The following is a 24,473-nucleotide window of genomic DNA, read 5'->3' on the forward strand; positions in this document are numbered from 1 at the left end:
TATGGATAAAGCAGATTTAGTCTGGGTAAGCCTGTCGACAATACTGGTTTTGCTGATGATCGTGCCCGGACTGGCGCTGTTTTACGGCGGCCTGGTGCGCAGCAAGAACGTGCTGTCCATCATGATCCAGGTGCTGACCGTCTTTTGCCTGGTCACCGTCTTGTGGTTCATCTACGGCTACACCCTGGCGTTCACCCCTGCCAGCGCGGTGATCGGCGGCTTTTCACGCCTGTTCTTCGGCGGCATGCTCAATTTGTCGACCCAAAAATTCACACTGGCCGGAACCATCCCGGAAATCACCTTCGCGTCATTTCAGGCGACTTTTGCCGGCATCACCTGCGCGCTGATCGTGGGCGGATTTGCCGAGCGCGTCAAATACGCCGCCGTACTGGTATTCACCGCCATCTGGATGACATTCGCCTACCTACCCATTGCCCATATGGTCTGGGGGTCGGACGGCTGGCTATTCAAACAAGGCGCCCTGGACTTTGCCGGCGGCACGGTCGTGCACATCAATGCCGGGATAGCCGGCCTGGTCGGCGCCTACTATGTCGGGCCACGCGTAGGTTATAAACGCGAGTCGATGCAGCCCCACAACTTGCCTATGGTCATGATCGGCGCAAGCCTGTTGTGGGTAGGCTGGTTCGGCTTCAATGCAGGCTCGGCGCTAAGCGCCAACGAAACCGCCGCGCTGGCCTTCTTCAACACGCTTCTGGCAACAGCAGCCGGTGTCATCGCGTGGACGGTCGTGGAATGGCGCTACAAAGGCAAACCCTCGCTGCTGGGGGCGGTATCAGGGATGGTGGCCGGACTGGTGGGCATTACCCCCGCCGCGGGGCTGGTAGGCCCCGGAGGCGCCCTGGTTATCGGCTTGCTGGCCGGCGCGATTTGCGTTTGGGGCGTCAACGGCCTGAAACGCCGCCTGGGAGCCGATGATGCGCTCGACGTTTTCGGCATCCACGGTGTGGGAGGTATCGTCGGAGCCCTGCTCACAGGCATCTTCAACGCACAACCGCTGGGCGGCCCTGGACTGAAGACCTTGTCTGAGATACCCCACCAGCTGTGGATTCAGTTCGAAGGCATTGCCATCACCCTGGTGTGGTCCGGGCTATGCGCCCTCTTTGCCTACTTCGTTGCGGACAAGATATGCGGGCTGCGAGTCGCCAGGGATGTGGAGCGCGAAGGGCTGGACGTACAGTCGCACGGCGAATCCGCCTACCATCCGTGATTTTTCAGCTATCGAGGTCGGCCAGATCAATGCGCTCGGCGCGATTCAGCGCCGACGCCACCTTGACGCGCAGTGCGTTGGTATGGGCCAGGCGCACTTCTTTCTTTACATCGAGCAACTGCTGCGGGTGCATGGAGAATTCTTTGAGGCCCAGGCCCAGCAGCATGCGCGTAACGCGTGCATCGCCTGCCATTTCGCCGCAAACCGCCACCGGCTTGCCGGTTCGTTCTCCCGCATTGATGGTGTGCGCAATCAACCGCAAAACCGCCGGATGCATCGGATCGTACAGGCTGGCCACATCGTTGTCGCCGCGATCGATGGCCAGCGTATATTGAATCAGGTCGTTGGTGCCTATGGATAGAAAATCCAGATTTTCCACAAAGGGGTCGATGGCGATGGCGATGGCCGGAATTTCGACCATGGCGCCTAAAGCGATGTTGCCGGAATAGGCCTGGCCGCGCGCATCAAGCTCGGCACGCGCCGCCGCAATGGCTTGGCGCGTTGCATAAACCTCGTGCATATGCGAGATCATGGGAATAAGAATGCGCACCGGGCCATGCGACGAGGCACGCAAAAGCGCCCGCAACTGCGTTGCAAATAGCTCGGGATTGGCCAGGCAATAACGGATTGCGCGCAGGCCAAGCGCCGGATTGGTCGCGACTGTCACCTCGCCATCGAGGGTCTTGTCGGACCCGATATCCAGCGTACGGATGGTAACGGGCCGCCCTGCCATGATCCGCACCACCGACGCGTAGGCCTGATATTGCTCGTCTTCACCGGGCAAATCGGACCGGCCCATAAAAAGGAATTCGCTGCGAAACAAGCCGATGCCGTCGGCCCCTGCCGCCAATGCGGTCGTCGCCTCTTCAGGCAATTCGATATTGGCTTCGAGGCGAATGGCGATGCCGTCGAGCGTAACAGCTGGAGCGTCCCGCAGCAAACCCAGCGTGGCCCGCTCGTCGGCATAGGCAGTCTGGCGCCGGCGGTATTCGATCAGAACCTGTTCTGAAGGATTGACCAGGACCGCGCCCGTTGAACCGTCGGCGATCAGGATGTCGCCATCGCGCACCAGCGTACGCACATGACCCAGCCCCACCACGGCAGGCACGTTCATGCTGCGCGCAACAATGGCCGTATGCGAGGTGGGGCCGCCCAGATCGGTAAGGAAAGCGCCAAAACGCGCGCCGCGCAAACGCAGCATGTCGGCGGGCGAAATATCGCGCGCCACCACGATGAGCAATGCATCGGGGTCTTGGGAGTCCAGATGCGGCAACAGCACCGTGGAACCCGACAGCACGCGCAGGACACGCTCGATGACCTGACGTATGTCGGTGCCGCGCTCACGCAGGTATTCGTCTTCCATGGCGGCAAACTGCTCGCCCAGCAGTTGACCCTGCGTCGTTAATGCCCACTCGGCGTTGTACTGCCGCTGCACGATAAGTTCGCAGGTTTGCGCCGAGAGCATGGGATCGCCCAGCAGCATGCTGTGCACCGTCAGCAAGGCCGCGAGCTCTCGCGGAGCATCGGCAGGCAGGCTATTGGCCATGTTCTGCAATTCGCTGCAGGCATGCTCCAGGGCGTTTTTCAGGCGTGTGCATTCAGCCGCAACGTCGGCTTCCTGAATGCGATAGTGAACGACTTCAAGCGCTGCGGCCCCCATGACCACCGCACGGCCAATGGCCACCCCCCTGACAACGCCCTGACCCTGCAGGCACAGCATCGGGCCGCAGTCGGGAGAAGAGCGCATGGAGGCTGTCATTCAGAGGTCCCGCATGAAGGGAAGGCGGCCAAGCCTATTCTTGTTCGCCGAATTTGTTATCGAATAAATGCTGGATAGCTTCAAGCGCCGGCCCGGCATCGGCGCCCTGCGCGTCGACCTTGACGGTAACGCCCAAGCCTGCAGCCAGCATCATGACTCCCATGATACTCTTGGCGTTGACCCGCTGAGCCCCGCGGGCGATAAAAATATCGGCGCTGAACTTGCCGGCCAGCTGTGTCAGTTTGGCCGCCGCCCGAGCGTGCAAACCCAATTTGTTGCGTATAACGATATCGATAGTTGGCATAGGATTTTTTTTAATTTAAGGCACAAAGCTAACACACGGAAAATCAAGGTTTCGAATCAGCCGCCACAATCCCCTTCAGAGCTCCCAGCCGTACACTCTCGCAGAGTTCGTCCGGGCTTTTCTGTTGATCGGTAAGGGCCTTTAGCACCATGCATAAATTGGTGCCCGTCACAACATGGCCTGATGTACCCTGCTCGGCAGCCAGTTTAAGCGCCTTCTGGGCAATATTGAACGGCGTCGCTCCAAATATATCGCATAAAACCAATACCCCTTCCTGGCCGGCTTCGGTCAGCAGCCGCGCAAGGCGCGGCGTTAGCTGATCAGGCGAGTCCTCAGGCTTGACATCGAAGACAGCAAGGTCCGGCTTGGCGCCCAGCACGTGCCGGGCGCATTCGGAAAAGGCGCTGGCAAGCGGAGCATGCATGACGAGTACGACCCGAGCCATTTATGCCTCCGCCGCCTGTTCCAGCGCCACAGCAAAACAGTCGGCGACATTGAAGTCGGTCTGCTCGGTGATTTCCACAAAACAGGTGGGGCTGGTAACGTTGACTTCAGTCAGATAATCGCCAATGACATCGAGCCCCACCAGCAAAAGGCCGCGTTCAGCCAGCCGCGGCCCGATCGTCTCGGCAATTTCGCGGTCGCGCGGCGACAAGGCCTGAGCCACACCACGGCCGCCCGCGGCGAGATTGCCGCGCGATTCGCCAGCCAGCGGAATACGCGCGAGCGCATAGGGCACAGGCTTGCCGCCAATCAACAAGATGCGCTTGTCGCCATTGACGATTTCGGGAATATAACGTTGCGCCATGATCGTACGACGGCCGTTATCGGTGAGGGTTTCAAGAATGGAGCCCAAGTTTGGCTCGGTTTTCTGCAAGCGGAAAATACCCGTGCCGCCCATGCCATCGAGCGGCTTGACGATGACATCCTGATGGTGGGCATGGAAAGCCTTCAGACGCACCATGTCGCGCGACACCAAGGTGGGCGAGGTAAATGACGAGAACTCGGTAATGGCCAGCTTTTCGGGGTGGTTGCGGATAGCTGCGCCGGAATTGAAAACATGCGCCCCTTGCGTCTGGGCGTACTCCAGCAAGTGCGTGGCGTATACGTATTCCATGTCGAAGGGAGGGTCTTTGCGCATTACTACAGCGCCAAACGAAGCAAGTACAACTTCGGCGGGCGCACCGCGTTCGGTCCACCACGCATGGCCATGCATGTCCGCGCCGGCCAGCAGGTCGATAGCCGTGGCGACCACTTTGACGGTGCCTTCGTCGATATACAGATCGCCCTGCAGCGCCACGCTTAGCACATGGCCCCGAGCCCGCAAGGCTTGCATCATGGCAACCGAAGAATCCTTGTATGCCTTGAGCGAAGGTAAAGGGTCAATTACAAATAACACATGCATAAGGCACCCGCAAGCGCCCGCCCATCAAAAGCGGGCTAAATTAAAGCAATGGTCGGTTTCACGAATTGAATATCAGGCGGCAACCTCTTGTTTGCCCACCGCTTTTTTGCGCGGCGACAAAACCATTACCATCTGACGGCCTTCCAGCTTGGGCATGGCCTCGACCAGGCACACCTCGGACAAATCGTCACGCACGCGCTCAAGCACTCGCATGCCCAGCTCTTGGTGAGCCATTTCGCGGCCGCGGAAACGCAAGGTGACCTTGGCCTTGTCGCCCTCGTCGATAAAGCGGCGCAAATTGCGCAGCTTCACCTGGTAGTCGCCTTCGTCGGTGCCCGGGCGGAACTTGACCTCTTTGACCTGTATGACCTTCTGTTTGGAACGCGCCTCTTGCTGACGCTTTTGCTCCTGGTACTTGAACTTGCCATAATCCATCAACCGGCAAACCGGCGGCTCTGCATTGGGGGCGATTTCGACCAGGTCGACTTCGCTTTGTTCTGCTAGATGGAGAGCATCCACGGTTTTTACAATACCCAACTGCTCGCCGTCTACTCCAATAAGCCGCACTTCTAAAGCACGGATTTCAGCGTTGATGTGATGAGGTTTTTCGGTAGCGATGTCTTAAACTCCTAGAATTAATAAAAATAAGCTTTGGGTCAAACTTGACCGACATTACGCCGGTCTTTGATATCCTGCCGCAATCGGTCGGTAAAGTCGTTCAGGGGCATGACTCCCAGATCGACTCCGCCACGGCTGCGTACCGCCACCGTCGAGGCGGCGCGTTCTTTTTCGCCCACCACCAGAATGTACGGCACCTTTTGCATACTATGCTCCCTGATTTTACGGGTGATTTTTTCCCCACGCAAATCGGAAGACACCCTAAACCCTTGTTTTTTCAGGCTTCGGGCGATTTCGTCGGCATATTCGGCTGATGGATCGGAAATACAGCACACCACGGCCTGTTCGGGCGCCAGCCACGGCGGCATCGCCCCCGTGTAATTTTCGATCAACATACCGATGAAACGCTCCAGCGACCCGAGAATGGCCCGATGCAGCATGACCGGCGCGCGCCGCTGGTCATTGGCATCGACATACTCAGCGCCCAGGCGTTGCGGCATCGAAAAATCAACCTGAATCGTGCCGCATTGCCATTGCCGCCCAATGGCGTCTTTCAGCGTGTACTCGACCTTGGGACCATAAAAAGCGCCCTCGCCCGGCGACACTTCAAATTGGCAATTCGTGCGGCTCAAGCTCTCCATCAGGGCGTGCTCAGCCTTGTCCCAGACCTCGTCGGAGCCGATGCGCTTGTCAGGCCGCGTCGCCACTTTATACAAAATGTCGGTAAAACCGAAATCGGCATAGACCTTTTGCAAAAGCGTTGTATATGCCGCGCACTCATCCTGCAGCTGCTCTTCGGTGCAGAAAATATGGCCGTCGTCTTGCGTAAAGCCGCGCACCCGCATCATGCCGTGCAAGGAACCCGAAGGTTCATTGCGATGGCACTGCCCAAACTCGCCGTACCGAATCGGCAGCTCGCGATAAGAGCGCAGCCCGGCATTGAAAATTTGGACATGGCCCGGGCAATTCATGGGTTTCAAGCCGTAGACACGGTTTTCCGACTCGGTCGTGAACATGTTTTCGGCGTAATTATCCCAATGGCCCGTCTTCTTCCACAAAGACAGATCGAGAATTTGCGGCGCCTTGACCTCTTGATAGCCATTATCCTGATAGACCGTGCGCATGTACTGCTCGACCTGCTGCCACAAAGCCCAACCCTTGGGATGCCAGAAAATCAGGCCCGGCGCCTCATCCTGGAAATGAAACAGATCCAGTTCGCGCCCCAGTTTGCGGTGGTCACGCTTTTCGGCCTCTTCCAGCATGATCAGATAAGCGGCCTGCTCTTCCTTGGTCGCCCACGCCGTTCCGTAAATGCGCTGGAGCATTTCGTTTTTGCTGTCGCCGCGCCAATAGGCGCCAGCCACCTTCATCAGCTTGAAGACCTTCAGCTTGCCGGTAGATGGCACGTGCGGGCCGCGGCACAGGTCAATAAAGTCGCCTTCGCGATACAGGCTGATAGGCTCGTTGGACGGTATGGCGCCAATGATTTCGGCTTTGTAGTGCTCCCCGATACTCTTGAAGAAAGCCACCGCGTCATCGCGCAACCACTCTTCGCGCGTTACGGGCTCATCTTTTTTAGCCAGTTCGGCCATCTTCTGTTCAATGCTCTCCAGATCCTCGGGCGTGAACGGGCGCTTATACGAAAAGTCGTAATAAAAGCCGTTTTCGATGGCCGGGCCGATAGTGACCTGGGCCTCCGGGAACAGGGACTTGACGGCATAGGCCAGCAAATGCGCTGTGGAATGACGGATCAAATCCAGGCCCGCCGCATCCTTGGCCGTAATAATGGCCAGGCCCGCGTCTTTTTCAATAAGAAAACTGGTGTCGACCAACCTGGGTTCAGCCCCCGCCACCGTCACACGCCCGGCCAGCGCGGCACGCCCCAGGCCCGCGCCTATGGATTGCGCAACATCGCTGACAGATACGGGGCCGGGAAACTCGCGCTGCGAGCCGTCGGGCAAGGTAATGTGAACCATAAATTATCCTGAAAAACAAAATACGCGGCCCTGGCCGCGTATTGTGGAGACTTGAATGAGCTATTTGGCTGATGCACGATACGCTAGCGGCTACAACGGAGTCCGGGTAGTAGTTCGCGTGGCGTTTGAATTCATATCAATTTTGTACCGTTGTGTGTTGTTTTAGTGTAACACCGGAACCTTGCGGGTTCCGCCTTCCATAGGGCTAAGCCGGTCAAAAGCGGGTTTTTTCGTGCGATCTGTTGTGAAAAAGCCGATTATTCGTGGATGGTGCATGCGGTGTGTTCATAGGCGGCGCATATTGCGCATTCATATGCTGGGTACATTGCGACGATGGCAGCCACAAGGGCTGCCGCTACAAGCTGCGGATACGTTTTTGTAGCGGCAGCCCTTGTGGCTGCCATTTTCGCCAATACACAAACACCCGCCGACCAATACACAAACACCCGCTGCCAACAACTACGACCACCACTCGCCAGCCGGGCTTTTTGACAAACCCGCCGCAAATGGGCTAGAATCTTCTGCTCTTTAAGGCGGTTAGCTCAGTTGGTTAGAGCGCTACGTTGACATCGTAGAGGTCGCTGGTTCGAACCCAGTACTGCCTACCATTACATTCCTCAATGCGTCCCGTCCGGTCGCATTTCTCGACCAAAATTCCATAGCAGGCTCACGTGGCGAACACGGCCGCAATACGTCCGGGCAAGGCCTTACACGGCGGGCCGGGCCAACAACGATCCGCGTTTTTACTACTACAAAAACCACTTGGCCAGGCCGAGCAAAGTCGCAACGCCCCATGCCACCAACAGGACTCCGGCTCCGTAGCTGATCCAATGGCCGGCGGGCGCAAGTTTCTCGATCAGGACAAACAAAGCGAGGCCGCCGATCCACGCCAGGTTCATGACGCCGCCGACAAAGAGCAGCAGCATCAGCGACCCGCAGCATCCTACACAATAAATTCCGTGCCGAGAACCCATCCAGAATGCACCACCCACTCCCGGCCGCCAGTGCTCCGTGATGAACTCCAGCGGCGAGCGGCAGCGCCGCAGGCAGGCCTGTTTCAGCGGTGTCCACTGGCACAGGCCGACTGCGATCAGCACCGTGCCCGCCACGGCAATGCTCGTCGTTTCCATCATGGACGAAACCAGCGCGGCACGCTCGAGCCCGAATTGAAGCGCCACGGCCGCCAGACTGAACGCCGCCCAGACAACCGCATAGCCAAAAACAAAGGCACTTGAAGCGGCGACCAATGCGTTTCCTTTGCCCCGGCGCCGCGCAATGACGCCATAAAGCAGAATGGTCGGCGCGGCGCTCGGCAGCATCATGGCGACCATCATCACCGCCCACATGGCGAACACGAGAACCACATGGCCGAACGTCCACGGCCTCATGTTCATCGGCATCAGCATGCCGCCCATCTCCTGCATCATCCCGGCGCCCATGAGCAGATACGCCCACGACAACAGAATCACCACCAGCAAGCCGGAGGCGACGACCACGCGGTCATGCCGCAGTGCCCATTCCATGAACGAGCCATCTGCCATTCAGGCCTCGACCCCTTGCGGCGTTTGCACGACGTGAGCCAGCGTGCTGTGCCCGCCCCGCATCTCGAACTTGATCGCCCCAGTGCTCTGGATATTGGACGAAGCGACTTCGCCCATGCGGTGTTCGAAGCCGGCCGGCATCACGACCTGAATGCGGTGCGCTGCACCGGTCACCGGGTTCTTGATCGGTTCAACTTCGGTTTCGAGCACGCCCGGAATGGTCAGATGCGCAGTACGGGCTGCCTGGTCAAACTGGAACGTGACGGGAGCGAAGATCGGGTCGTGCATCTTGGTCACAATGAGACTGAAGATATTGAACAGCGTCCCTTCCGCCGAGTTTTCCCCCGACAGGATGTTGAACAACGCCTCGCGCTGCGCCGCGCTGGCCCGCTCGTCGATAATCGGTTGCAGTTGTCCGTTACCTTCGTGCAGTGCACCGGGGAAGGACACCACCACGAAAAAGCTCAACCCATCCAAACTTGTGCTATTGAAATGCCCCTTCGTGATGCGCATGCCCGCAAGGCCTTGGCAGTTACCCGCGGTCGGCCTTGCATTGAAATCGCAGGGGCAACCGTATGCACAAGTACAATTCTTGATCCATTCGCCTTCGAGGCGCCAATTCGCGTATGCCATATCGTTCTCCCGTAAGGGTATGTGGGCAAATCAAAAAGGTTAGTCAAGATAGACCTATGCATTCTTTTAGCATAAAGAACTTTGCGGTTGAGAACTCTTTAGGCTTAGGCCAAAAGTACTAGAAAATGGGCTTCCTCCTGGTCACAGGCGCGCACACTCGCCGCTACAATGGCACCCACAAGGGGTGCCGCTACAGGCATATGAGCCGAATTTTCGTAACAAACAGAAATTCCCGTAACAAATAGATCATCCTATGCACACTAAAGCACTTGTATTGTTTTCCGGAGGCCAGGACTCCACCACTTGTCTTGCCTGGGCCCTGAAACACTACGCTCATGTCGAAACAGTGGGTTTCGATTACGGTCAGCGGCATTCCGTCGAGCTCGAATGCCGGCGCACCATTCTTTCGAAAATACGCACCGACTATCCAGAGTGGGCCTCGCGTCTCGCCGACGACCACCTGATCGATCTCCATGTCCTGGGCGATATCAGCGATACCGCGCTGACCAGGGAAGCCGGCATCGCTTTCGAGAAAAATGGCCTTCCCAATACCTTTGTTCCCGGCAGAAATCTCCTGTTTTTTACCTTTGCGGCTACCATCGCCTATCGCCGAGACCTATCGGTGCTGGTCGGAGGGATGTGCGAAACCGACTACTCGGGCTACCCGGACTGCCGCGACACCACGCTGAAATCTCTGCAAGCAAGCCTGAACCTGGGTATGGACAAGCCCCTGGTCATCGAGACGCCGCTGATGTGGCTGGACAAACGGCAAACCTGGCTTATGGCCGAGCAACTGGGCGGTAAGGAATTCGTAGGGCTGATCTGCGAAGACACCCACACCTGCTACCTCGGAGACCGCAGCACCCGTCACGCCTGGGGCTATGGTTGCGGCATATGCCCGGCATGCGAATTGCGGGCAAACGGATTCAAGGCGTATGCGGCCGAGCCTGCCCCCGACTAATTAGCCGGCGGCTTGCGCCACTGCATGCGATTGGCCACGACGACAAAAATACCGACGACCAGAATAAACAAAGTGGCCAGGGCGTTGACCTCGGGACGCAGCCCCAAGCGCACCCGCGAAAACACCTCGAGCGGCAGAGTGGTATAGCCGGGCCCGGACAAAAAAGAGGCTATCACCACATCGTCGAGCGACAAGGTAAATGACAACAGCCACGCGGCGGCCAGCGCCGGGGCGATCAAGGGCACGGTAATGACAAAAAACACCTTGAGCGGGGAGGCTCCCAAATCCAGGGCGGCTTCCTCCAGGGAACGGTCCAGATCGCGTATGCGAGCCTGAATGATGACCGCCACATAGGCTACGCACATTGTGGTGTGCCCGACCCAGATCGTAAACATGCCATTGCCATCGGGCCAGCCCAGCACCTTGCTCATTTCCACGAACATGAGCAGCAGCGAGATACCCAGCACTACGTCGGGAATGACCAGAGGAGCGCTCAGCATGCCTATATACAAGGCAAATCCCCGGAACCGCCCCATCCGCACCAGCACATAGGCGGCCCAGGTTCCAATCACCATCGCCGCTGTGGCGGTCAACGTCGCAATCTGCAACGATAGCCACGCGGCGCTGAGCAGAGCCTCATCGTGAAACAGCTGGTGATACCACTTAAAGGAAAACCCGGACCAGGATGTCATCAACGACGATCCGTTGAAGGAAAACCCCATCAGGCACAAAATAGGCACATACAGAAAAAGGTAGCCCAGCGTCAGGACCAAGGCGCGCCAGGCGCGATTACGTGGCCTCATGGCTCCCCCCGGCGCTCGGCTTCAAGCTGCCTGACCTGGTTGTATTGGAACAGCGCCAGTGGCACCAGCAGCAACAGCACCATGACGCAGGTTATGGCCGCCGCCATGGGCCAATCGGCATTGTTAAAGAATTCCGTCCACATGACACGGCCCATCATGAGCGTATTGGCGCCCCCCAACATCTCGGGAATCACGTATTCGCCCACCGCCGGGATAAACACCAGCATTGCCCCCGCAATAACACCAGGCATCGACAGCGGCAAGGTGACACGCAAAAACGCCCGCCAGGGCTTCGCACCCAGATCGTAGGCGGCTTCAAGCAGGCGTTCATCGAGCTTCACCAGATTGGCATACAAAGGCAAAATAAAAAACGGCAGATACGCGTAGACCAAGCCAATGTAGACCGCCAGATCCGTACGATAGATTTCAAGCGGCGTCTTGATAAGCCCCAGCCACAGCAATACCTTGTTGAGCAAGCCGTCGTTGCGCAGAATCCCCACCCAGGCGTAAACACGCAACAGCAGCGAAGTCCAGAAAGGCAATATCACGCCCAGCAGCAGCACATTGCGGACAGCCGGATTGGACCGGGCTATGCAATAGGCCATGGGGTAACCGATCAGAGCACAGCAAAGAGTCGTAATCGCCGCAATCTTGACTGAACTCAAATAGGTTGCAATATACAGGCTGTCGCTGAACAACAAGGCGTAGCCGCGTAAATGCAAAGCGATCGACAGCGTGTGATCTTTCAGTTCCACCAGGGAGGTATAAGGCGGAATTCCGAACTTCAGGTCGGCGAAGCTGATTTTAAAAACCAGCACAAACGGCAGCAGCAAAAACAGCAGCAGCCAGACAAAAGGCGGCGCAACCACCAATGAGTGCCTCGACCACCACGCGCGGCGACGCAGCAGGCTCTTCACGTTGGCAACACCGTGGCGCTGTCGTTGGCCCAGCTCACGAACACTTCCTCATCGATGCCTGGCGCATCGGCCTGGGCCAGCGTCATGCCGGGCACGCTCGCGTTAATCACCAGGCCGGAATCGAGACGGATCTGATATAGCGCATAACTGCCCAGCCACGCCACATGGCTCACCATGCCATGCCCCCAATTGAATTCGGCTGCAGGCTGCTGGCGCAATACACGCATCTGCTCAGGCCGCACCGAAACATGCACTTGCATGCCCAGAGGTTCGCTGATGCCATGGCTGACGTACAGGGGACGCATAAGGTCGGCGCTTTCGATCAGCACATGGTCGGACTCATCGACGATGATCGTGCCGCTGAAAAAATTGGTCGACCCGATAAAACCAGCGACGAAACGCGAATTGGGAAACGCGTATACATCGTGCGGCGTGCCGCACTGGACGATCTGCCCTTCGGTCATGACCGCCAGCCGATTGGCCATGGTCATGGCCTCTTCCTGATCGTGCGTCACGATAATGCAGGTCACCCCGACCTGCTCGAGAATCTTGACCAGTTCGATTTGGGTTTTTTGACGTATCTGTTTATCCAGCGCCGACATGGGCTCGTCGAGCAAAAGCAGCTTGGGGCGTTTGATCAGGCTGCGCGCGAGCGCCACCCGCTGCTGCTGGCCGCCCGACAGTTGCTGCGGCTTGCGGCGTGAAAAGCCGGCCATCTGCACCAGATCCAGCGCCTCGAAAACCCGTTCGTGTATTTCGTTTTTAGGTATGCCTTCCTGCTTCAAGCCAAAAGCCACATTGGCCTCTACCGTCATATGCGGGAACAAGGCATAGGACTGGAACATCATGTTGACCGGCCGCCGGTACGGGGGAAGATCCGTGATGTCTTCGCCATCCAGATAAATCCGCCCCGAAGTCACGGCTTCGAAACCGGCCAACATGCGCAACAAGGTCGATTTGCCGCAACCGGAACTACCCAGCAAGGCAAACAGCTCATTGCGCTGCACAGACAAATCCACCGACTTCACGGCTACCGTGTCGCCGTAAATCTTGACCAGATCGCTGACCCGGACGAACTCGTCCGGATCGGACGGCCGCGCATGCCCCGTCAACCGGCTGTCCATATGCCTAGCGGCCCGACTTGAGTTCGGCCCACATGCGTGTTTGAAGCCGTTGGATCGCCAGGGGCTGCGGTTTGATTACAAACAGGGTCTTGGCTACGTCTGGTGGCGGGTAGATCATGGGGTTATCGGCGACTTCCTTCCGTACGTATTTGCGCGCCTCTTTATTGGCATTGGGATAAAACATGGTGTTGGTAATGGCCGCATGCACCTGCGGAGTTTCGATGTAATTGATGAATGCCAGGGCCTCGGCAACATGAGGAGCGTCCTTCGGGATGGCCATGGTGTCGAACCAGGCAGGCGCGCCGCCATTGGGAATGTAGTAGTTGATGTCGTAGGCCTTTTTGGCCTCTTGAGCCCGGTGGCGTGCAATCAATACATCGCCGGAATAGCCGTAAACCATGCACAGGTCGCCGCCCGCCAATTCGTCGATATAGCCCGACGAACTGAACTGCCGGATATACGGGCGTATTTTTTTCAGCAAATCGAGCGCCGCCTTATAGTCCTCCGGGTTGCTGCTGTTGGGATCCTTGCCCAGATAGTGCAGGACGGCCGGAAATACCTGGGCCGCTTCGTCCAGCATCGAAATGCCGCAAGCCTTGAGCTTTGCCGCATTTTCCGGCTTGAACAGCATATCCCAGCTGCCCAGCGGCGCATCGGCACCCATAATCTCCTTGACCTTGGTGATGTTGTAACCCAGGCCATCTGTGCCATAGCCCCAAGGCACCAAATACTGATTGCCCGGATCGACTTTGGCCACCAGCGCCATGATATCGGGATCCAGGTATTTCAGATTGGGCATCTTCGTCTTATCGAGCTTCTGAAAAATGCCGCCTTCAATCTGGCGCGCGGCATAATTAGTGGTAGGCACCACCACGTCATAGCCTGATTTACCTGCCAGCAATTTGGCCTGCAACGTATCGTTGCTATCGTAGACATCGTAGTGAACCTTGATGCCTGTCGTTTTTTCAAACCCCGAAATCGTGTCCGGTGCGGTATATTCCGCCCAGTTGTACACATTGACTACCCTATCCTGGGCGAACGACACGCCAGCCAGCATGGCCATTGCAGCACCCATTACCAATCGCGGCATCAAACAGAACCTCATCGCAAGAGCCCTCCGGCTATAAAACAAAGCACGAAAAACCGTGATGATAAAGCCTTTTAGGTTCAATGTTGGATTTTTTAACGCGCAACATGCCGGGCCGACCCGCCCGGCTGCGCATTGCAATGCCGCAACGGATTACGGAACTGTACAATTGACCGCCCACAACAAATATGGTCGAACCTGACGATAATCTCCACAAGGTGTAAAACTCGATGCGAGCCAACTATATCGAGCCGCTCGTCATGCTGGCGACAATTGTGCGATGGCTTTTTCTGGCGATCATTACCGGGCTTATTGCAGGAACCGGAACCAGCGCTTTTTTACATGCCCTGTTTTACTCCACGGCGCAAACGGCTCACATCCCATTATGGTTCCAGATGGTTCTCCTTCCACTGGGCGGCATACTGAATGGGCTGATTCTGTATTACGGCTATGGCAAATCAACCAGCGGCACGAACGACTCGGTCATTGCCGTCGTGCATACCCGCTCGGGCATCATGCCCTACAGAACGTCACTGATCAAACCCATCGCAGCCATTATTACTCTGGCGCTGGGCGGATCGGCCGGCAAGGAAGGCCCCTGCTCTCACATCGGGGGGACGCTCGCGTCCTGGTTCGGGCGGTTGATCCGGTTAAGTCCCGAGCTGCAAAAGCGCATCGTTGCCTGCGGGGTGAGCGCGGGCTTTGCCAGTGTCTTTGGCACCCCTATTGCCGGCGCCATATACGGCGTGGAGATGCTGGCCATTGGACGCATACGCCACGATTTCATTTTCCCCGCCGTCATCGCGGCGATCACGTCCTTCGAGGTCAGCAAATTTTGGGGGATCACTTACGATTACTTCCCATTGAACATGACGGTGCACTTCTCGGACTCCCTGTTTGCGAAAGTCATTCTGATCGGGATTTTGTGCGGGCTCGTCTCCTGGCTATTCATCGAATTCATTGAACAGATACGTTCGTTCTTCACATTCGTCCAGCGGCAGTTTCATATCTGGATGCCGCTCATTCCCTTCATGGGCGGCCTGATACTCGCGGCTCTGATCCTCGTCATTCCCACAGGTTATCTAGGCCTGAGCCTGCCATTGATGAACGACGCCCTGCACGGCAAGGACATTGCCTTCCTGGGCTTCCTGTGGAAGTCGCTGCTCGTGGCCATCACGCTGGGGTCGGGCTTTTACGCCGGCATCGTCACACCCCAGTTCGTGATTGGCGCACTGGCCGGAAATGCGTTTGCTCATTTGCTGGGGATCGACCCCGCGCTGGGCGCGGCCATCGGGATGGTGGCCGTCGTAGCCGCCGCATCCAATACACCGATCGCCGCCGTTTTCATGGGGCTTGAATTATTCGGCAGTTCATCGGGCATGTATGTGGCATGCGCCTGCGTCACGGCCTATATCATCGTAGGACACCGCAGCGTGTACTCGGGCCAGCTCCTTGCCTACTCCAAATCATCCTGGATGGTTTACACCCCCGATGCGGCCCTGAGTCGGGACAAAATTCATATTTCCTACGGCCTGCTGAAAAAAATGCAATTCTTTCGGCGCCGCAAATCAAAGGGGGCCAGGAATACAAAGCCAATACAGAAATAGAAAAAAGGGTAGTAAGAACTAATACCAGTATAAATAATGGCCTTGTTCCAGTATTGAAGCGCTCCTACACTGAACGCTCCGCACCTCGGTTTTGGCAGCCACAAGGGGTGGCATTCACCTTTTTTGTAGCGGCAGCCCTTGTGGCTGCCATTTTGCCACCCACAAGGGGTGGCACTACAGAACATCCCGACCAGCCCTTGTGGCTGCCACCGGCATTTCGTTGACAGAAGAAGGCATCATGGACCAATACGATTTAGTTAACCGACAATTCGGCAGCACCGCCAAAAACTACCTGACCAGCGCTGTTCACGCTCAGGGCGCCGATCTGCAGCGCCTGACCCGCCGTGTCCAACAGCAACAACCGAACCGAATTCTGGACCTGGGCTGCGGCGGCGGCCATGCAAGCTACGCGGCGGCGGCAGGCGCGGTCGGGCAAGTCGTGGCGTATGACCTGTCCGAAGAGATGCTGGGCGTCGTTAAAGAAGAAGCAACCCGGCGCGGCCTGGGCAATCTGACCACACAGCAGGGTTCGGTGGACGCGTTGCCCTTTGCCGATGCCTCTTTTGAATTGATCGTAAGCCGCTACTCGGCCCATCACTGGATGCAGATTGAGGCGTCGATAGCCGAAGCCGCCCGGGTCCTGGCTCCCGGCGGCACATTAATCATCATCGATGTCGTCGCGCCGCAAACGCCGCTCTACGACACCGTGCTGCAAACCATCGAGTTGCTGCGCGACGCCTCGCATGTGCGCGACTACCGCGAGTCGGAGTGGCGCGCGATGCTGGGCGCGGCAGGCCTTTGCGTGGATAATAGCGACACTTGGAAACTGGCGCTGAATTTCGACGCCTGGATCAAGCGTATCGGCACAGCGCCCGCTCGCGTGGCGGCACTACAGACCACCATGGGCGCCCTGCCCAAGGAAGCTCGCGACTACTTTTCAATTCAGGCAGACTGCTCGTTTGCCATCGACACAGCATGGATAGAGTCGAGCCGCCCCGCCGGGGCCGTAGTAGCGGGTTGTGCCACAACGACTTGAACACCCGCCTTGACCAGCTGCTGATTCAGGTCGGCATGCGGCATGGTGTCTGAAATAAAATAGGTCAGGTCGCCCGCATCCATTAGGCGAACGCTGGCCTGACGGCGATAGGTGTTCGCATCGGCAATGCCCACCACAGCGTCCGCGCGCCTGATCGCCGCCTGTTTCACCAATACTTTATTGATGTCGAAATCCATCGGCGACCCGTCGGCATCGAAATCGGAAAAGCTGATGAAGGCATAGTCATACTTGAACATATTGACCACCGACGTGGCCAAATCGCCAATCACCGCACCATCGAGAGTCTTTACGGACCCGGCAACCACGATTGTTTCAATCTGTGTTTGTTCGGTCAGGATCAAAGCTACCACCAGGCTTGATGTCACCACGCGAAACGCCGCGTTATTGGCCAACAGACTGTGGGCCAGCGCTTCGGCCGTGGCGCCCACATCGATAAACACCGTCATTTTGGCTTTGACCCATTGGGCCGCCGTGTCTGCGATGGCCTGTGTTGCCTCTATTGCCGGATTTTGCACCTCGACGGATAAAGGCTGAGCGTCTTCGTTGATCACCCCAACGCCACCATGAAACCGCTGCAAAATCTGCCGCTCATCAAGCGCGATGATATCGCGGCGAATCGTTTGCTGCGACGTATTAAAGCGTAGCGCCAAAGCCTCTATCGTTGCATAACCTTCTCGCGTCACCATCTTGACGAGTTCAGCCTGCCGCTTGTTCAGTTTTGCGGGTTCGGAATTCATAGCGAATGAGACTCAGTTTTCATGGCAAATCGTCAGTAAATATGTAATTAAATTATATGTTTATTACATGATAACGTAAATTACTTTACACGAAAACGTTATGCCAGGCCTGGCCCTATCCCGCCAACGAACAACAACTCAGTAAGACAAACCCGACCTCAAGGTCCCACTGGCACAACACCGCCAGGCGGTGGATTGCGCTGTGAGGCATGCCAGCCGAGCAATTTCTTTTCAAAAATCTCAATTAATTTGAACAGAAACACGCCCAAAACGCATAACAGTGCCAACGCTACGAATACCGTCGGCGTGTCGAAACTGCCTTGTGCAACCAAAATCACGTGGCCCAACCCCGAACCACCTGCCACAAATTCCCCTACAATCGTACCGACCAGGGCAAACGAAACCCCCACCTTCATGCCAGAGAAAATGCTGGGCAGCGCATTCGGAAATCGTATTTTCCAAAGTATCTTGGCACGGGAAGCCTGATTCACTCGAGCCATATCCAGCATTTCCGGATCAGCCGACTTCAGCCCAAGAACCGTATCGATCAAAATAGGAAAAATGGCGATCAGCATGGCAACGGCAATTTTTGGCGCGGCGCCCGTGCCAAGCCATATGATAAACAGCGGCGCCAAGGCCACTTTAGGCACGGCATTCAGCGCAACCAGCAATGAATACAGCGTGCGGTCAAGAAATCGGGACGACACGATGCCAATTGCCACTACAACGCCCAAAACAACGGCCAAGGCAAAGCCGACAACGGTGGTCTGCAAAGTGCTCAGACTTTGCATCAAAAGATAACGAGGCGACTGAAAAAATTCGACTATGATTTTGGAGGGCGCAGGCAGCATGAATTCCCTGATTTCGAACACTCGTACCCCCGCCTCCCAGATACAAAGGAGCACCAGTACGGTTAGCAATATCAATCGACTGCTCTCGGTTTTGGCCCACAGATATTTCACAGCGCTCACCCTTTATAAATACCCAAGTCACGAAAGGTTTCCCGGATTTGCACAACGCAATCAGCAAATTGGGCAGTGTCGCGCACATCCAGCCCGCGAGGCCGCTCGAGAGCAATCGGAACGATTTTTTCAATATGCCCGGGGTTGCGCGACATGACGACTACCCGATCGCCTAAATACGCGGCCTCTGTAATGGAATGCGTAATAAACACGATGGTTTTTTTAGTCGCCAGCCAGGTACGCTGTAATTCCGAATTGAGCTCATCCCGAGTGAACGGATCGAGCGCACCAAAGGGCTCATCCATCAACAGCAACTGCGGATCGGTCAGCAACGCCCGGCAAATCGAAACACGCTGACGCATGCCGCCCGACAGCTCACGAGGATAACGATCCAGATAAGCATCCAGCCCGAACAGGGTCAGCAGCTCACAAGCCCGATCCTTGTAATCACTACGGCGAAGGTCATGCAGCTCGGCGGCGATCAAGACATTATCAAGAATGTTTCGCCATTCAAGCAATAAATCGCGCTGAAACACAACCCCCATGTTTTGCGGAGGCGCCGTAATCAGTTTTCCCTGCAAGGCCAGCCGGCCTCCCGAAATCGGCTCTAACCCTGCCATACACCTGAGCAAAGTACTTTTACCGCAACCGCTGGGCCCTACAATGCATACGAATTCGCCCTCGGAAATTTCCAAATCGATATTCCGCAAGGCGTGTACAGGCGCCCGCTGTGAACGATAAGTCTTATCGAGCCCCGCGATTTCCAGAAAACCAGCCACAACACATCTCCTTTATTAATTCGCCAATAGCGAATTAGTGTAGTAGTCGGCGGGCTTATGTCCGGGCTTGATCTGGCCGGTCTGCTCCATCGATTTAATCGCAGCGGCCCAGTCCGCATCGGTCTGAACGCCAAACGGAACGTCTTTGCCGCTCGGGCTGTTGAAAAAAGGCCGATACGCTTCGATTTGGCCCTTCAGCACGGTCGGATCAAGTTTGGCATTAGGGCGTTGCGCCAGAATGGCGGCCACAGCTTCGTCGATATGGCCATCATAAATATACTTCCAGGCTCGCACTTCAATCTGGACCAATTTTTTTACGGCATCGCGCTTTGCCGAAATCACCTTCGATGTCGACACCAATCCATAACTGGGAAAACTGATTCCGCTGTCAGCAAGCAACAAAGCACTGGCCGGCCGGGCTTTTTTTACCATCGGCTGGCCAAAAGGAGCTTGCGACATGAATCCATCGGCATTGCCTGATGCATAGGTAGACACCATGGCACTGGGCGCCACCATGACTACATTTACGGCCCCATCGGGGATCCCATTCGCCTTCAGATAAGGTTGAATGAACGGTGCCCATGGACTCGCGGTGAAGCACACGATTTTTTTGCCGATCAAGTCTTTCGGCTTCTTGATGCCCAGCTTTTCGTCTGTCATCACCGCCAGGTCGCCACTGCGAGCAAAGCCCGCAATAGAGATCAAATCCAGACCATGCTCTTTGGCCACCGCCATAGTGCCTAGCGACACCTGGCCTACATCGACCTTACCGGCCGCCAACAACTGCAACGTATTGATCGTCCCGGTACCATCCTGGATTTCAACGTTCAATCCCTCCTTGGCGAACCAGCCTTTCTCTTTGGCCAGATGCATCGCGCCATGCATGCCCCATGGTGAAAAATCCAGGCGTACCAACAACGACTCAGCCGCCTGGGCGGGCGCCGCGATAGTCAGTGCGCCGATTACTGCACCGGCCAACAAGCCTGTCAGATATCGAAAAACTCCAGTATTCCTCTTCATGTCCCTCTCCTGTTATAGCCTTAACGTTATAAATCCCTATGCAAGCCACCACATAAACCATTTTCCTTTACCTGTTGGCGCGCAAGGCGTGCGTCGCTGGTTCGTCGACCTGACCCGTCTTTTCGTCAACCACCACCCAATAATGTTGGCGCGCAAATTGCGCACTGATTTTCTGATCCCATACATCGTGGCCAATGGCTTTCAGCTCGCGCTTGATCGGGTCGCCAAAGCCACCGCCGCCTGGCTGGCAATGGGTAACCAAGTCATCACGCAAGATCGCCATTCCGACCTTGCTGGCAAGGTGCTGTACATTACTGCCTCGTTGCAATAGATTTTTTGCGGCACTGGCACTGCCACCGCCTGCCAAGCCATACGGTTGAAACTTCATGCGATCGGCGCGTAACTGCAATAACGCTTCAGAGGCCAGCACACGATAGCTTCGGCGTATGCCCAATCCGCCCCGAAACTGGCCAGGACCGCAGGAATCGGGAATCAGCTCGTAGCTCTCGACGCGGACGGGATGGTTGGCTTCAAGTGTTTCCACCGGGGTGTTCGACAAATTCTGCGATGCATTGGTGATCGCTTCAATACCATCGCTATCTGGCCGCGCACCCCACGCACCGCATATCATGTCCACAATAATGTACGACTTCCCTTGATCGGTTTTACCCGAAAGACATACCACCGTGTTGCCGCCCTCGCCCGCCGCCGGAATCCGGTCAGGAACGACTTGGGCCAATGCACCCAGCATGGCATCGAACACCCGATAGCCGGTCAGAGCTCGGGCCGCAACAGCTGCCGGCTCATGCGGGTTCAAGACCGAACCGGCCGGCACGTGAATTTCCACACACCGAAAAACCCCTGCGTTATTGGGTACATCGCCCTTTAATGCGCACCGTATGCTCAAGTATGTGCACGATTTGGTATAAGAAAGCGTGGAATTGATTGCCGCACGAACCTGATCCGAAGAGCCTGTGTAATCAACGCTCACGTAGTCATCGTGAACGGTCAGCGCCACACAGATGGGGATGGGATCGGGGGAAAGGCCATCGTCATCGATATAGTCCTTGAACGTGAACGTTCCTTTGGGCCACCCCCGAATCTCATCGCGCGTAAGGCGTTCGGCATAATCGAGCAATTCCGAAAAATAAGCACGAGCCGGCTCGCGGCCATACCGGTCCAATAACGTCGTCAGCTCGCGAACGCCCACCTGCGCTGCCGCATACTGAGCCCGCAAATCGCCCAGAACACGGTCTGGAACGCGGACATTACAAGCTATCAGGCGTTCGATCGCTTCATTAATGCGACCCGCGTCATAAAGTTTCAGAACCGGAATGCGCAAACCCTCTTGGTAAATCTCAGTCGAATCGCTAGCGTTCGATCCTGGCACGCGTCCGCCCATATCCGTATGATGACAAATGACTACGCAAAAGCCCTCAATCTCCTTCTTGTAAAAAAAGGGGACAAACATAAAAATATCCGGCAGATGCATTCCTCCTTCATACGGGTCGTTCAAAATCACTGCATCGCCAGGATTCAGGTCGCGGCCGAAACGCTTCAGCACTTCATCCATGGCCTCGGGGACGGCTCCCAGATGCAATGCAATCGTTTTGGCCTGTGCAATCATACGGCCTTCGCGATCACAAATGGCCGCCGAATAGTCCATGACGTCTTTGACAATCTCGGAGCGCGCCGTGCGCAATACCGTGTAAGCAACCTCGTCGACGATGGCATCCATTGCATTTTTGATGACCGCAAAGGTAATGGGATCAATGGATAGGGTCATACAGGCTCCTGATCAATGTCTATAACAATATTGCCCACAGCATCAGCCCAGGCGCTTGCACCAGGGGGCACGACAATCGTAGTGTCATAGGACTCGATGATCACCGGGCCTTGCCTGCGTGCGGCGTTCATTTCGCCGCGGGAGATCAGTTCCGTATCACACGGCGGAAAATCAGGGTCGAAACTTACCTTGCGGCTGCCCGACAAGCCCGATAGCGCACTCGCATCAACCTGAATACGGGAAAAATCCAGGCGCTGGTCGCTACGTCCGTACACCTGCACACGCACATTCACCAATTCAAGCGGCTCATCGCTGCGATAGCCAAACGTACGTTCGTACAGCTCACTAAAATCGCCCACCAAACGGGCAATCGTTTGTTTCTCGCCAAGCTGGCCTGCCAAGGGTACAGTCAATTCGGAGCTTTGACCCAGGTAGCGCAAATCCATGCTAACCGTCGTATCCACCGATGCCGCGTCATACCCTTCTGCAGCAAGCACAGACTTTCCCTGAGCTAATAAATCGTCGACCGCTTTCTGAACAAGGGACGAGCTTATAGAATCAAGCGGGCGCAATATAGCCTTGACGAAATGATGCTCTGCATTGGCCGTCAGCATTCCGGCCGAACAGAAAACCCCGGCCATCACGGGAGCAATCACTCTACTGATGCCCAGCAATTTGGCCACACCCACCGCATGCAGGGGGCCTCCTCCACCAAACGCAATCATGGTCATCTCACGTGGGTCACGGCCCCGTTCGATCGTCACAGCCCGAATGGCACGCGCCATGTTCACATTAGCCACACGGCGTATGCCATGCGCAGCGACCAGTACATCAAGACCCAGCGGATCGCCTATATGCATCTGCACTGCCTGACGCGATAACTCCGGATCGACTTTAAGACTCCCGCCGGCCAATGCGTGAGTGTTCAGATAACCCAAAACCATGTTCGCATCGGTAACCGTAGGGTAATCATTGCCAAGCCCATAGCACGCAGGGCCGGGAACGGCTCCGGCCGATTCCGGTCCGACGCACAGTAATCCTCCCGCATCGATCCACGCCAGGGACCCGCCACCGGCGCCCACTTCGGCAATATCTATGGCAGGCACCTTCAATACGTACCCCCCTCCTTTGATAAAACGACTCGGCGCGCTGATGCCGTCGCGAAATTCGTATTCTGTCGTCAGAGAGGGCACCCCATCGATAATGATCGATGCTTTGGCCGTTGTGCCGCCCATATCAAAAACGACCAGCTCTTTGTCATGATTGAGCAGACCAATTTGCGCTGCCCCCGCCACACCCCCCGCCGGACCAGAGGCCACGGCGAACACAGGCTTTAACGTAGCCGAAGCAATTCCCATCATGCCGCCATTAGAGGCCATGACCTGCAACGACGCTTTGACCCCCATGCGTTCCAGTTCGGATTTAAGACGGGACAGATAATCGCGCATTGCCGGCAGAATATATGCATTGACTACCGTGGTGCTGGTGCGTTCGTACTCCTTGATTTCAGGCAACACCTCGCAAGAAACGCTGAGCAGCACATGAGGGAACGCCTTCTCAATAATGGCTTTGGCGATCTGTTCGTGAATTGGGTTGATATAACTATTAATAAAACAGATGGCAATGGCCTGGACGCCCTCATCAACCATTTCCTGAACCGTATTGATTACCTCGTCTGCATCAAGAGGCGTCACAATGTCGCCGCTGGCGCCAATACGTTCTTTCAACCCGCGTCGATAACGGCGCGTTGCCAATGGCACAGGTTTTTGCCACGCCAGATCGAACATGGTCGGAGTGCGTATGCGCCCAATCTCCAGCACATCGCGAAAGCCCTCGGTTGTCAATACACCCGTTAACGCACCCGCCTTTTGCAAAATGGTATTGGACGCAGTGGTCGTGCCGTGCACAATCTCGGTAATATCGCCAGGGTCAATTCCGGACTGCTCGATAAGGCGGCTCAAACCCTGAACAATAGCCAGGCCAAGATCATGCGGCGTACTAGACGTTTTATTGACAAACAGGCGGCCATCGGGCATTGCCAATACGATGTCGGTAAATGTACCGCCTATATCGCAACCCACACGTACTCCATGGACGGCGTTCACTGGATTGTTCATCTAGCTGTCATTCCCTATTTAATCGTCAGGCCGTAACGCAATTTGCGAACAA

At 56.4% G+C, this 24,473-nt stretch carries 22 protein-coding genes and 1 tRNA gene; 5 read left to right on the forward strand and 18 right to left on the reverse strand.

Annotated features, from left to right (window positions below):
• The first annotated feature begins 1 nt into the window (after window position 1).
• On the forward strand, window positions 2–1,228 hold the full coding sequence (locus tag EDC26_RS04425; protein ID WP_132580034.1) for an ammonium transporter: 1,227 nt from the start codon (window positions 2–4) through the stop codon (window positions 1,226–1,228).
• Window positions 1,229–1,232: 4 nt separating this feature from the next.
• Here EDC26_RS04425 and ptsP read toward each other — a convergent pair whose 3' ends face one another.
• The 6 genes from ptsP to thrS all read right to left on the reverse strand — a co-directional run bounded on the left by ptsP (window position 1,233) and on the right by thrS (window position 7,290).
• Window positions 1,233–2,987: a phosphoenolpyruvate--protein phosphotransferase gene (gene ptsP, locus EDC26_RS04430; protein WP_132580035.1), complete on the reverse strand. Its 1,755-nt coding sequence runs from the start codon at window positions 2,985–2,987 to the stop codon at window positions 1,233–1,235.
• A 34-nt stretch (window positions 2,988–3,021) separates the two neighbouring features.
• Window positions 3,022–3,291, reverse strand: coding sequence for an HPr family phosphocarrier protein (locus tag EDC26_RS04435; RefSeq protein ID WP_132580036.1), 270 nt, complete (start codon window positions 3,289–3,291; stop codon window positions 3,022–3,024).
• A gap of 43 nt (window positions 3,292–3,334) precedes the next feature.
• The gene (locus EDC26_RS04440) at window positions 3,335–3,736 is read right to left on the reverse strand and encodes a PTS sugar transporter subunit IIA (RefSeq protein WP_132580037.1); all 402 of its coding nucleotides are present in this window, start codon (window positions 3,734–3,736) and stop codon (window positions 3,335–3,337) included.
• Window positions 3,737–4,696, reverse strand: coding sequence for a glutathione synthase (gene gshB, locus EDC26_RS04445; RefSeq protein WP_132580038.1), 960 nt, complete (start codon window positions 4,694–4,696; stop codon window positions 3,737–3,739).
• A 72-nt stretch (window positions 4,697–4,768) separates the two neighbouring features.
• A complete protein-coding gene (gene infC, locus EDC26_RS04450) occupies window positions 4,769–5,314 on the reverse strand; it encodes a translation initiation factor IF-3 (RefSeq protein ID WP_132580039.1) in 546 nt (181 codons plus the stop codon).
• A gap of 38 nt (window positions 5,315–5,352) precedes the next feature.
• Window positions 5,353–7,290, reverse strand: coding sequence for a threonine--tRNA ligase (gene thrS / locus EDC26_RS04455; protein ID WP_132580040.1), 1,938 nt, complete (start codon window positions 7,288–7,290; stop codon window positions 5,353–5,355).
• Between the two features lie 531 nt (window positions 7,291–7,821).
• On the opposite strand from thrS, the gene EDC26_RS04460 reads away from it, so the two are divergent.
• Window positions 7,822–7,898, forward strand: a tRNA-Val gene (locus EDC26_RS04460).
• A gap of 141 nt (window positions 7,899–8,039) precedes the next feature.
• Here the strand turns inward: EDC26_RS04460 and EDC26_RS04465 are convergent.
• On the reverse strand, window positions 8,040–8,813 hold the full coding sequence (locus EDC26_RS04465) for a DUF2182 domain-containing protein (protein WP_243700772.1): 774 nt from the start codon (window positions 8,811–8,813) through the stop codon (window positions 8,040–8,042).
• A gap of 18 nt (window positions 8,814–8,831) precedes the next feature.
• Entirely contained in the window at window positions 8,832–9,464 is a 633-nt protein-coding gene (locus tag EDC26_RS04470) for a DUF1326 domain-containing protein (RefSeq protein WP_132580042.1), read from the reverse strand.
• A 253-nt stretch (window positions 9,465–9,717) separates the two neighbouring features.
• On the opposite strand from EDC26_RS04470, the gene queC reads away from it, so the two are divergent.
• The gene (gene queC, locus EDC26_RS04475) at window positions 9,718–10,425 is read left to right on the forward strand and encodes a 7-cyano-7-deazaguanine synthase QueC (RefSeq protein WP_132580043.1); all 708 of its coding nucleotides are present in this window, start codon (window positions 9,718–9,720) and stop codon (window positions 10,423–10,425) included.
• On the opposite strand, the gene EDC26_RS04480 is transcribed toward queC, so the two are convergent.
• The 4 genes from EDC26_RS04480 to EDC26_RS04495 are packed head-to-tail and all read right to left on the reverse strand — an operon-like array spanning window position 10,422 to window position 14,359.
• Window positions 10,422–11,228: an ABC transporter permease subunit gene (locus tag EDC26_RS04480; protein ID WP_132580044.1), complete on the reverse strand. Its 807-nt coding sequence runs from the start codon at window positions 11,226–11,228 to the stop codon at window positions 10,422–10,424. The two genes, queC and EDC26_RS04480, sit on opposite strands and share 4 nt — an antisense overlap.
• On the reverse strand, window positions 11,225–12,136 hold the full coding sequence (locus EDC26_RS04485) for an ABC transporter permease subunit (RefSeq protein WP_132580118.1): 912 nt from the start codon (window positions 12,134–12,136) through the stop codon (window positions 11,225–11,227). Before EDC26_RS04485 ends, EDC26_RS04480 begins: the two co-directional genes overlap by 4 nt.
• A 5-nt stretch (window positions 12,137–12,141) precedes the next feature.
• Window positions 12,142–13,269 carry an ABC transporter ATP-binding protein gene (locus EDC26_RS04490; protein WP_132580045.1) on the reverse strand — a complete coding sequence of 376 codons (1,128 nt, stop codon included), beginning with the start codon at window positions 13,267–13,269 and terminating at the stop codon, window positions 12,142–12,144.
• A gap of 4 nt (window positions 13,270–13,273) precedes the next feature.
• On the reverse strand, window positions 13,274–14,359 hold the full coding sequence (locus EDC26_RS04495) for a polyamine ABC transporter substrate-binding protein (RefSeq protein ID WP_425012272.1): 1,086 nt from the start codon (window positions 14,357–14,359) through the stop codon (window positions 13,274–13,276).
• A gap of 227 nt (window positions 14,360–14,586) precedes the next feature.
• Here EDC26_RS04495 and EDC26_RS04500 point away from each other — a divergent pair, with 227 nt between their 5' ends.
• Both EDC26_RS04500 and EDC26_RS04505 read left to right on the forward strand, forming a co-directional pair.
• Window positions 14,587–15,963 (forward strand): chloride channel protein, encoded by a 1,377-nt coding sequence (locus tag EDC26_RS04500; protein ID WP_207915050.1) that lies wholly within the window; start codon window positions 14,587–14,589, stop codon window positions 15,961–15,963.
• 238 nt (window positions 15,964–16,201) lie between these two features.
• Window positions 16,202–16,999 carry a class I SAM-dependent methyltransferase gene (locus tag EDC26_RS04505; protein WP_132580047.1) on the forward strand — a complete coding sequence of 266 codons (798 nt, stop codon included), beginning with the start codon at window positions 16,202–16,204 and terminating at the stop codon, window positions 16,997–16,999.
• On the opposite strand, the gene EDC26_RS04510 is transcribed toward EDC26_RS04505, so the two are convergent.
• From EDC26_RS04510 to EDC26_RS04535, 6 genes are all read right to left on the reverse strand, one after another.
• On the reverse strand, window positions 16,906–17,757 hold the full coding sequence (locus EDC26_RS04510) for a DeoR/GlpR family DNA-binding transcription regulator (protein WP_132580048.1): 852 nt from the start codon (window positions 17,755–17,757) through the stop codon (window positions 16,906–16,908). The genes EDC26_RS04505 and EDC26_RS04510 overlap by 94 nt on opposite strands.
• A gap of 158 nt (window positions 17,758–17,915) precedes the next feature.
• Window positions 17,916–18,719 carry an ABC transporter permease gene (locus EDC26_RS04515; protein WP_132580049.1) on the reverse strand — a complete coding sequence of 268 codons (804 nt, stop codon included), beginning with the start codon at window positions 18,717–18,719 and terminating at the stop codon, window positions 17,916–17,918.
• A gap of 5 nt (window positions 18,720–18,724) precedes the next feature.
• Window positions 18,725–19,498 (reverse strand): ABC transporter ATP-binding protein, encoded by a 774-nt coding sequence (locus EDC26_RS04520; protein WP_132580050.1) that lies wholly within the window; start codon window positions 19,496–19,498, stop codon window positions 18,725–18,727.
• Window positions 19,499–19,513: 15 nt separating this feature from the next.
• A complete protein-coding gene (locus EDC26_RS04525; RefSeq protein ID WP_132580051.1) occupies window positions 19,514–20,518 on the reverse strand; it encodes an ABC transporter substrate-binding protein in 1,005 nt (334 codons plus the stop codon).
• Window positions 20,519–20,585: 67 nt separating this feature from the next.
• Window positions 20,586–22,304 carry a hydantoinase B/oxoprolinase family protein gene (locus EDC26_RS04530; protein ID WP_132580052.1) on the reverse strand — a complete coding sequence of 573 codons (1,719 nt, stop codon included), beginning with the start codon at window positions 22,302–22,304 and terminating at the stop codon, window positions 20,586–20,588.
• Entirely contained in the window at window positions 22,301–24,421 is a 2,121-nt protein-coding gene (locus EDC26_RS04535; RefSeq protein ID WP_132580053.1) for a hydantoinase/oxoprolinase family protein, read from the reverse strand. The genes EDC26_RS04530 and EDC26_RS04535 overlap by 4 nt, the downstream gene beginning before the upstream one ends.
• Window positions 24,422–24,473 lie beyond the last annotated feature (52 nt).

Source organism: Paralcaligenes ureilyticus (genome assembly GCF_004346225.1).
GTDB lineage: Bacteria > Pseudomonadota > Gammaproteobacteria > Burkholderiales > Burkholderiaceae_B > Paralcaligenes > Paralcaligenes ureilyticus.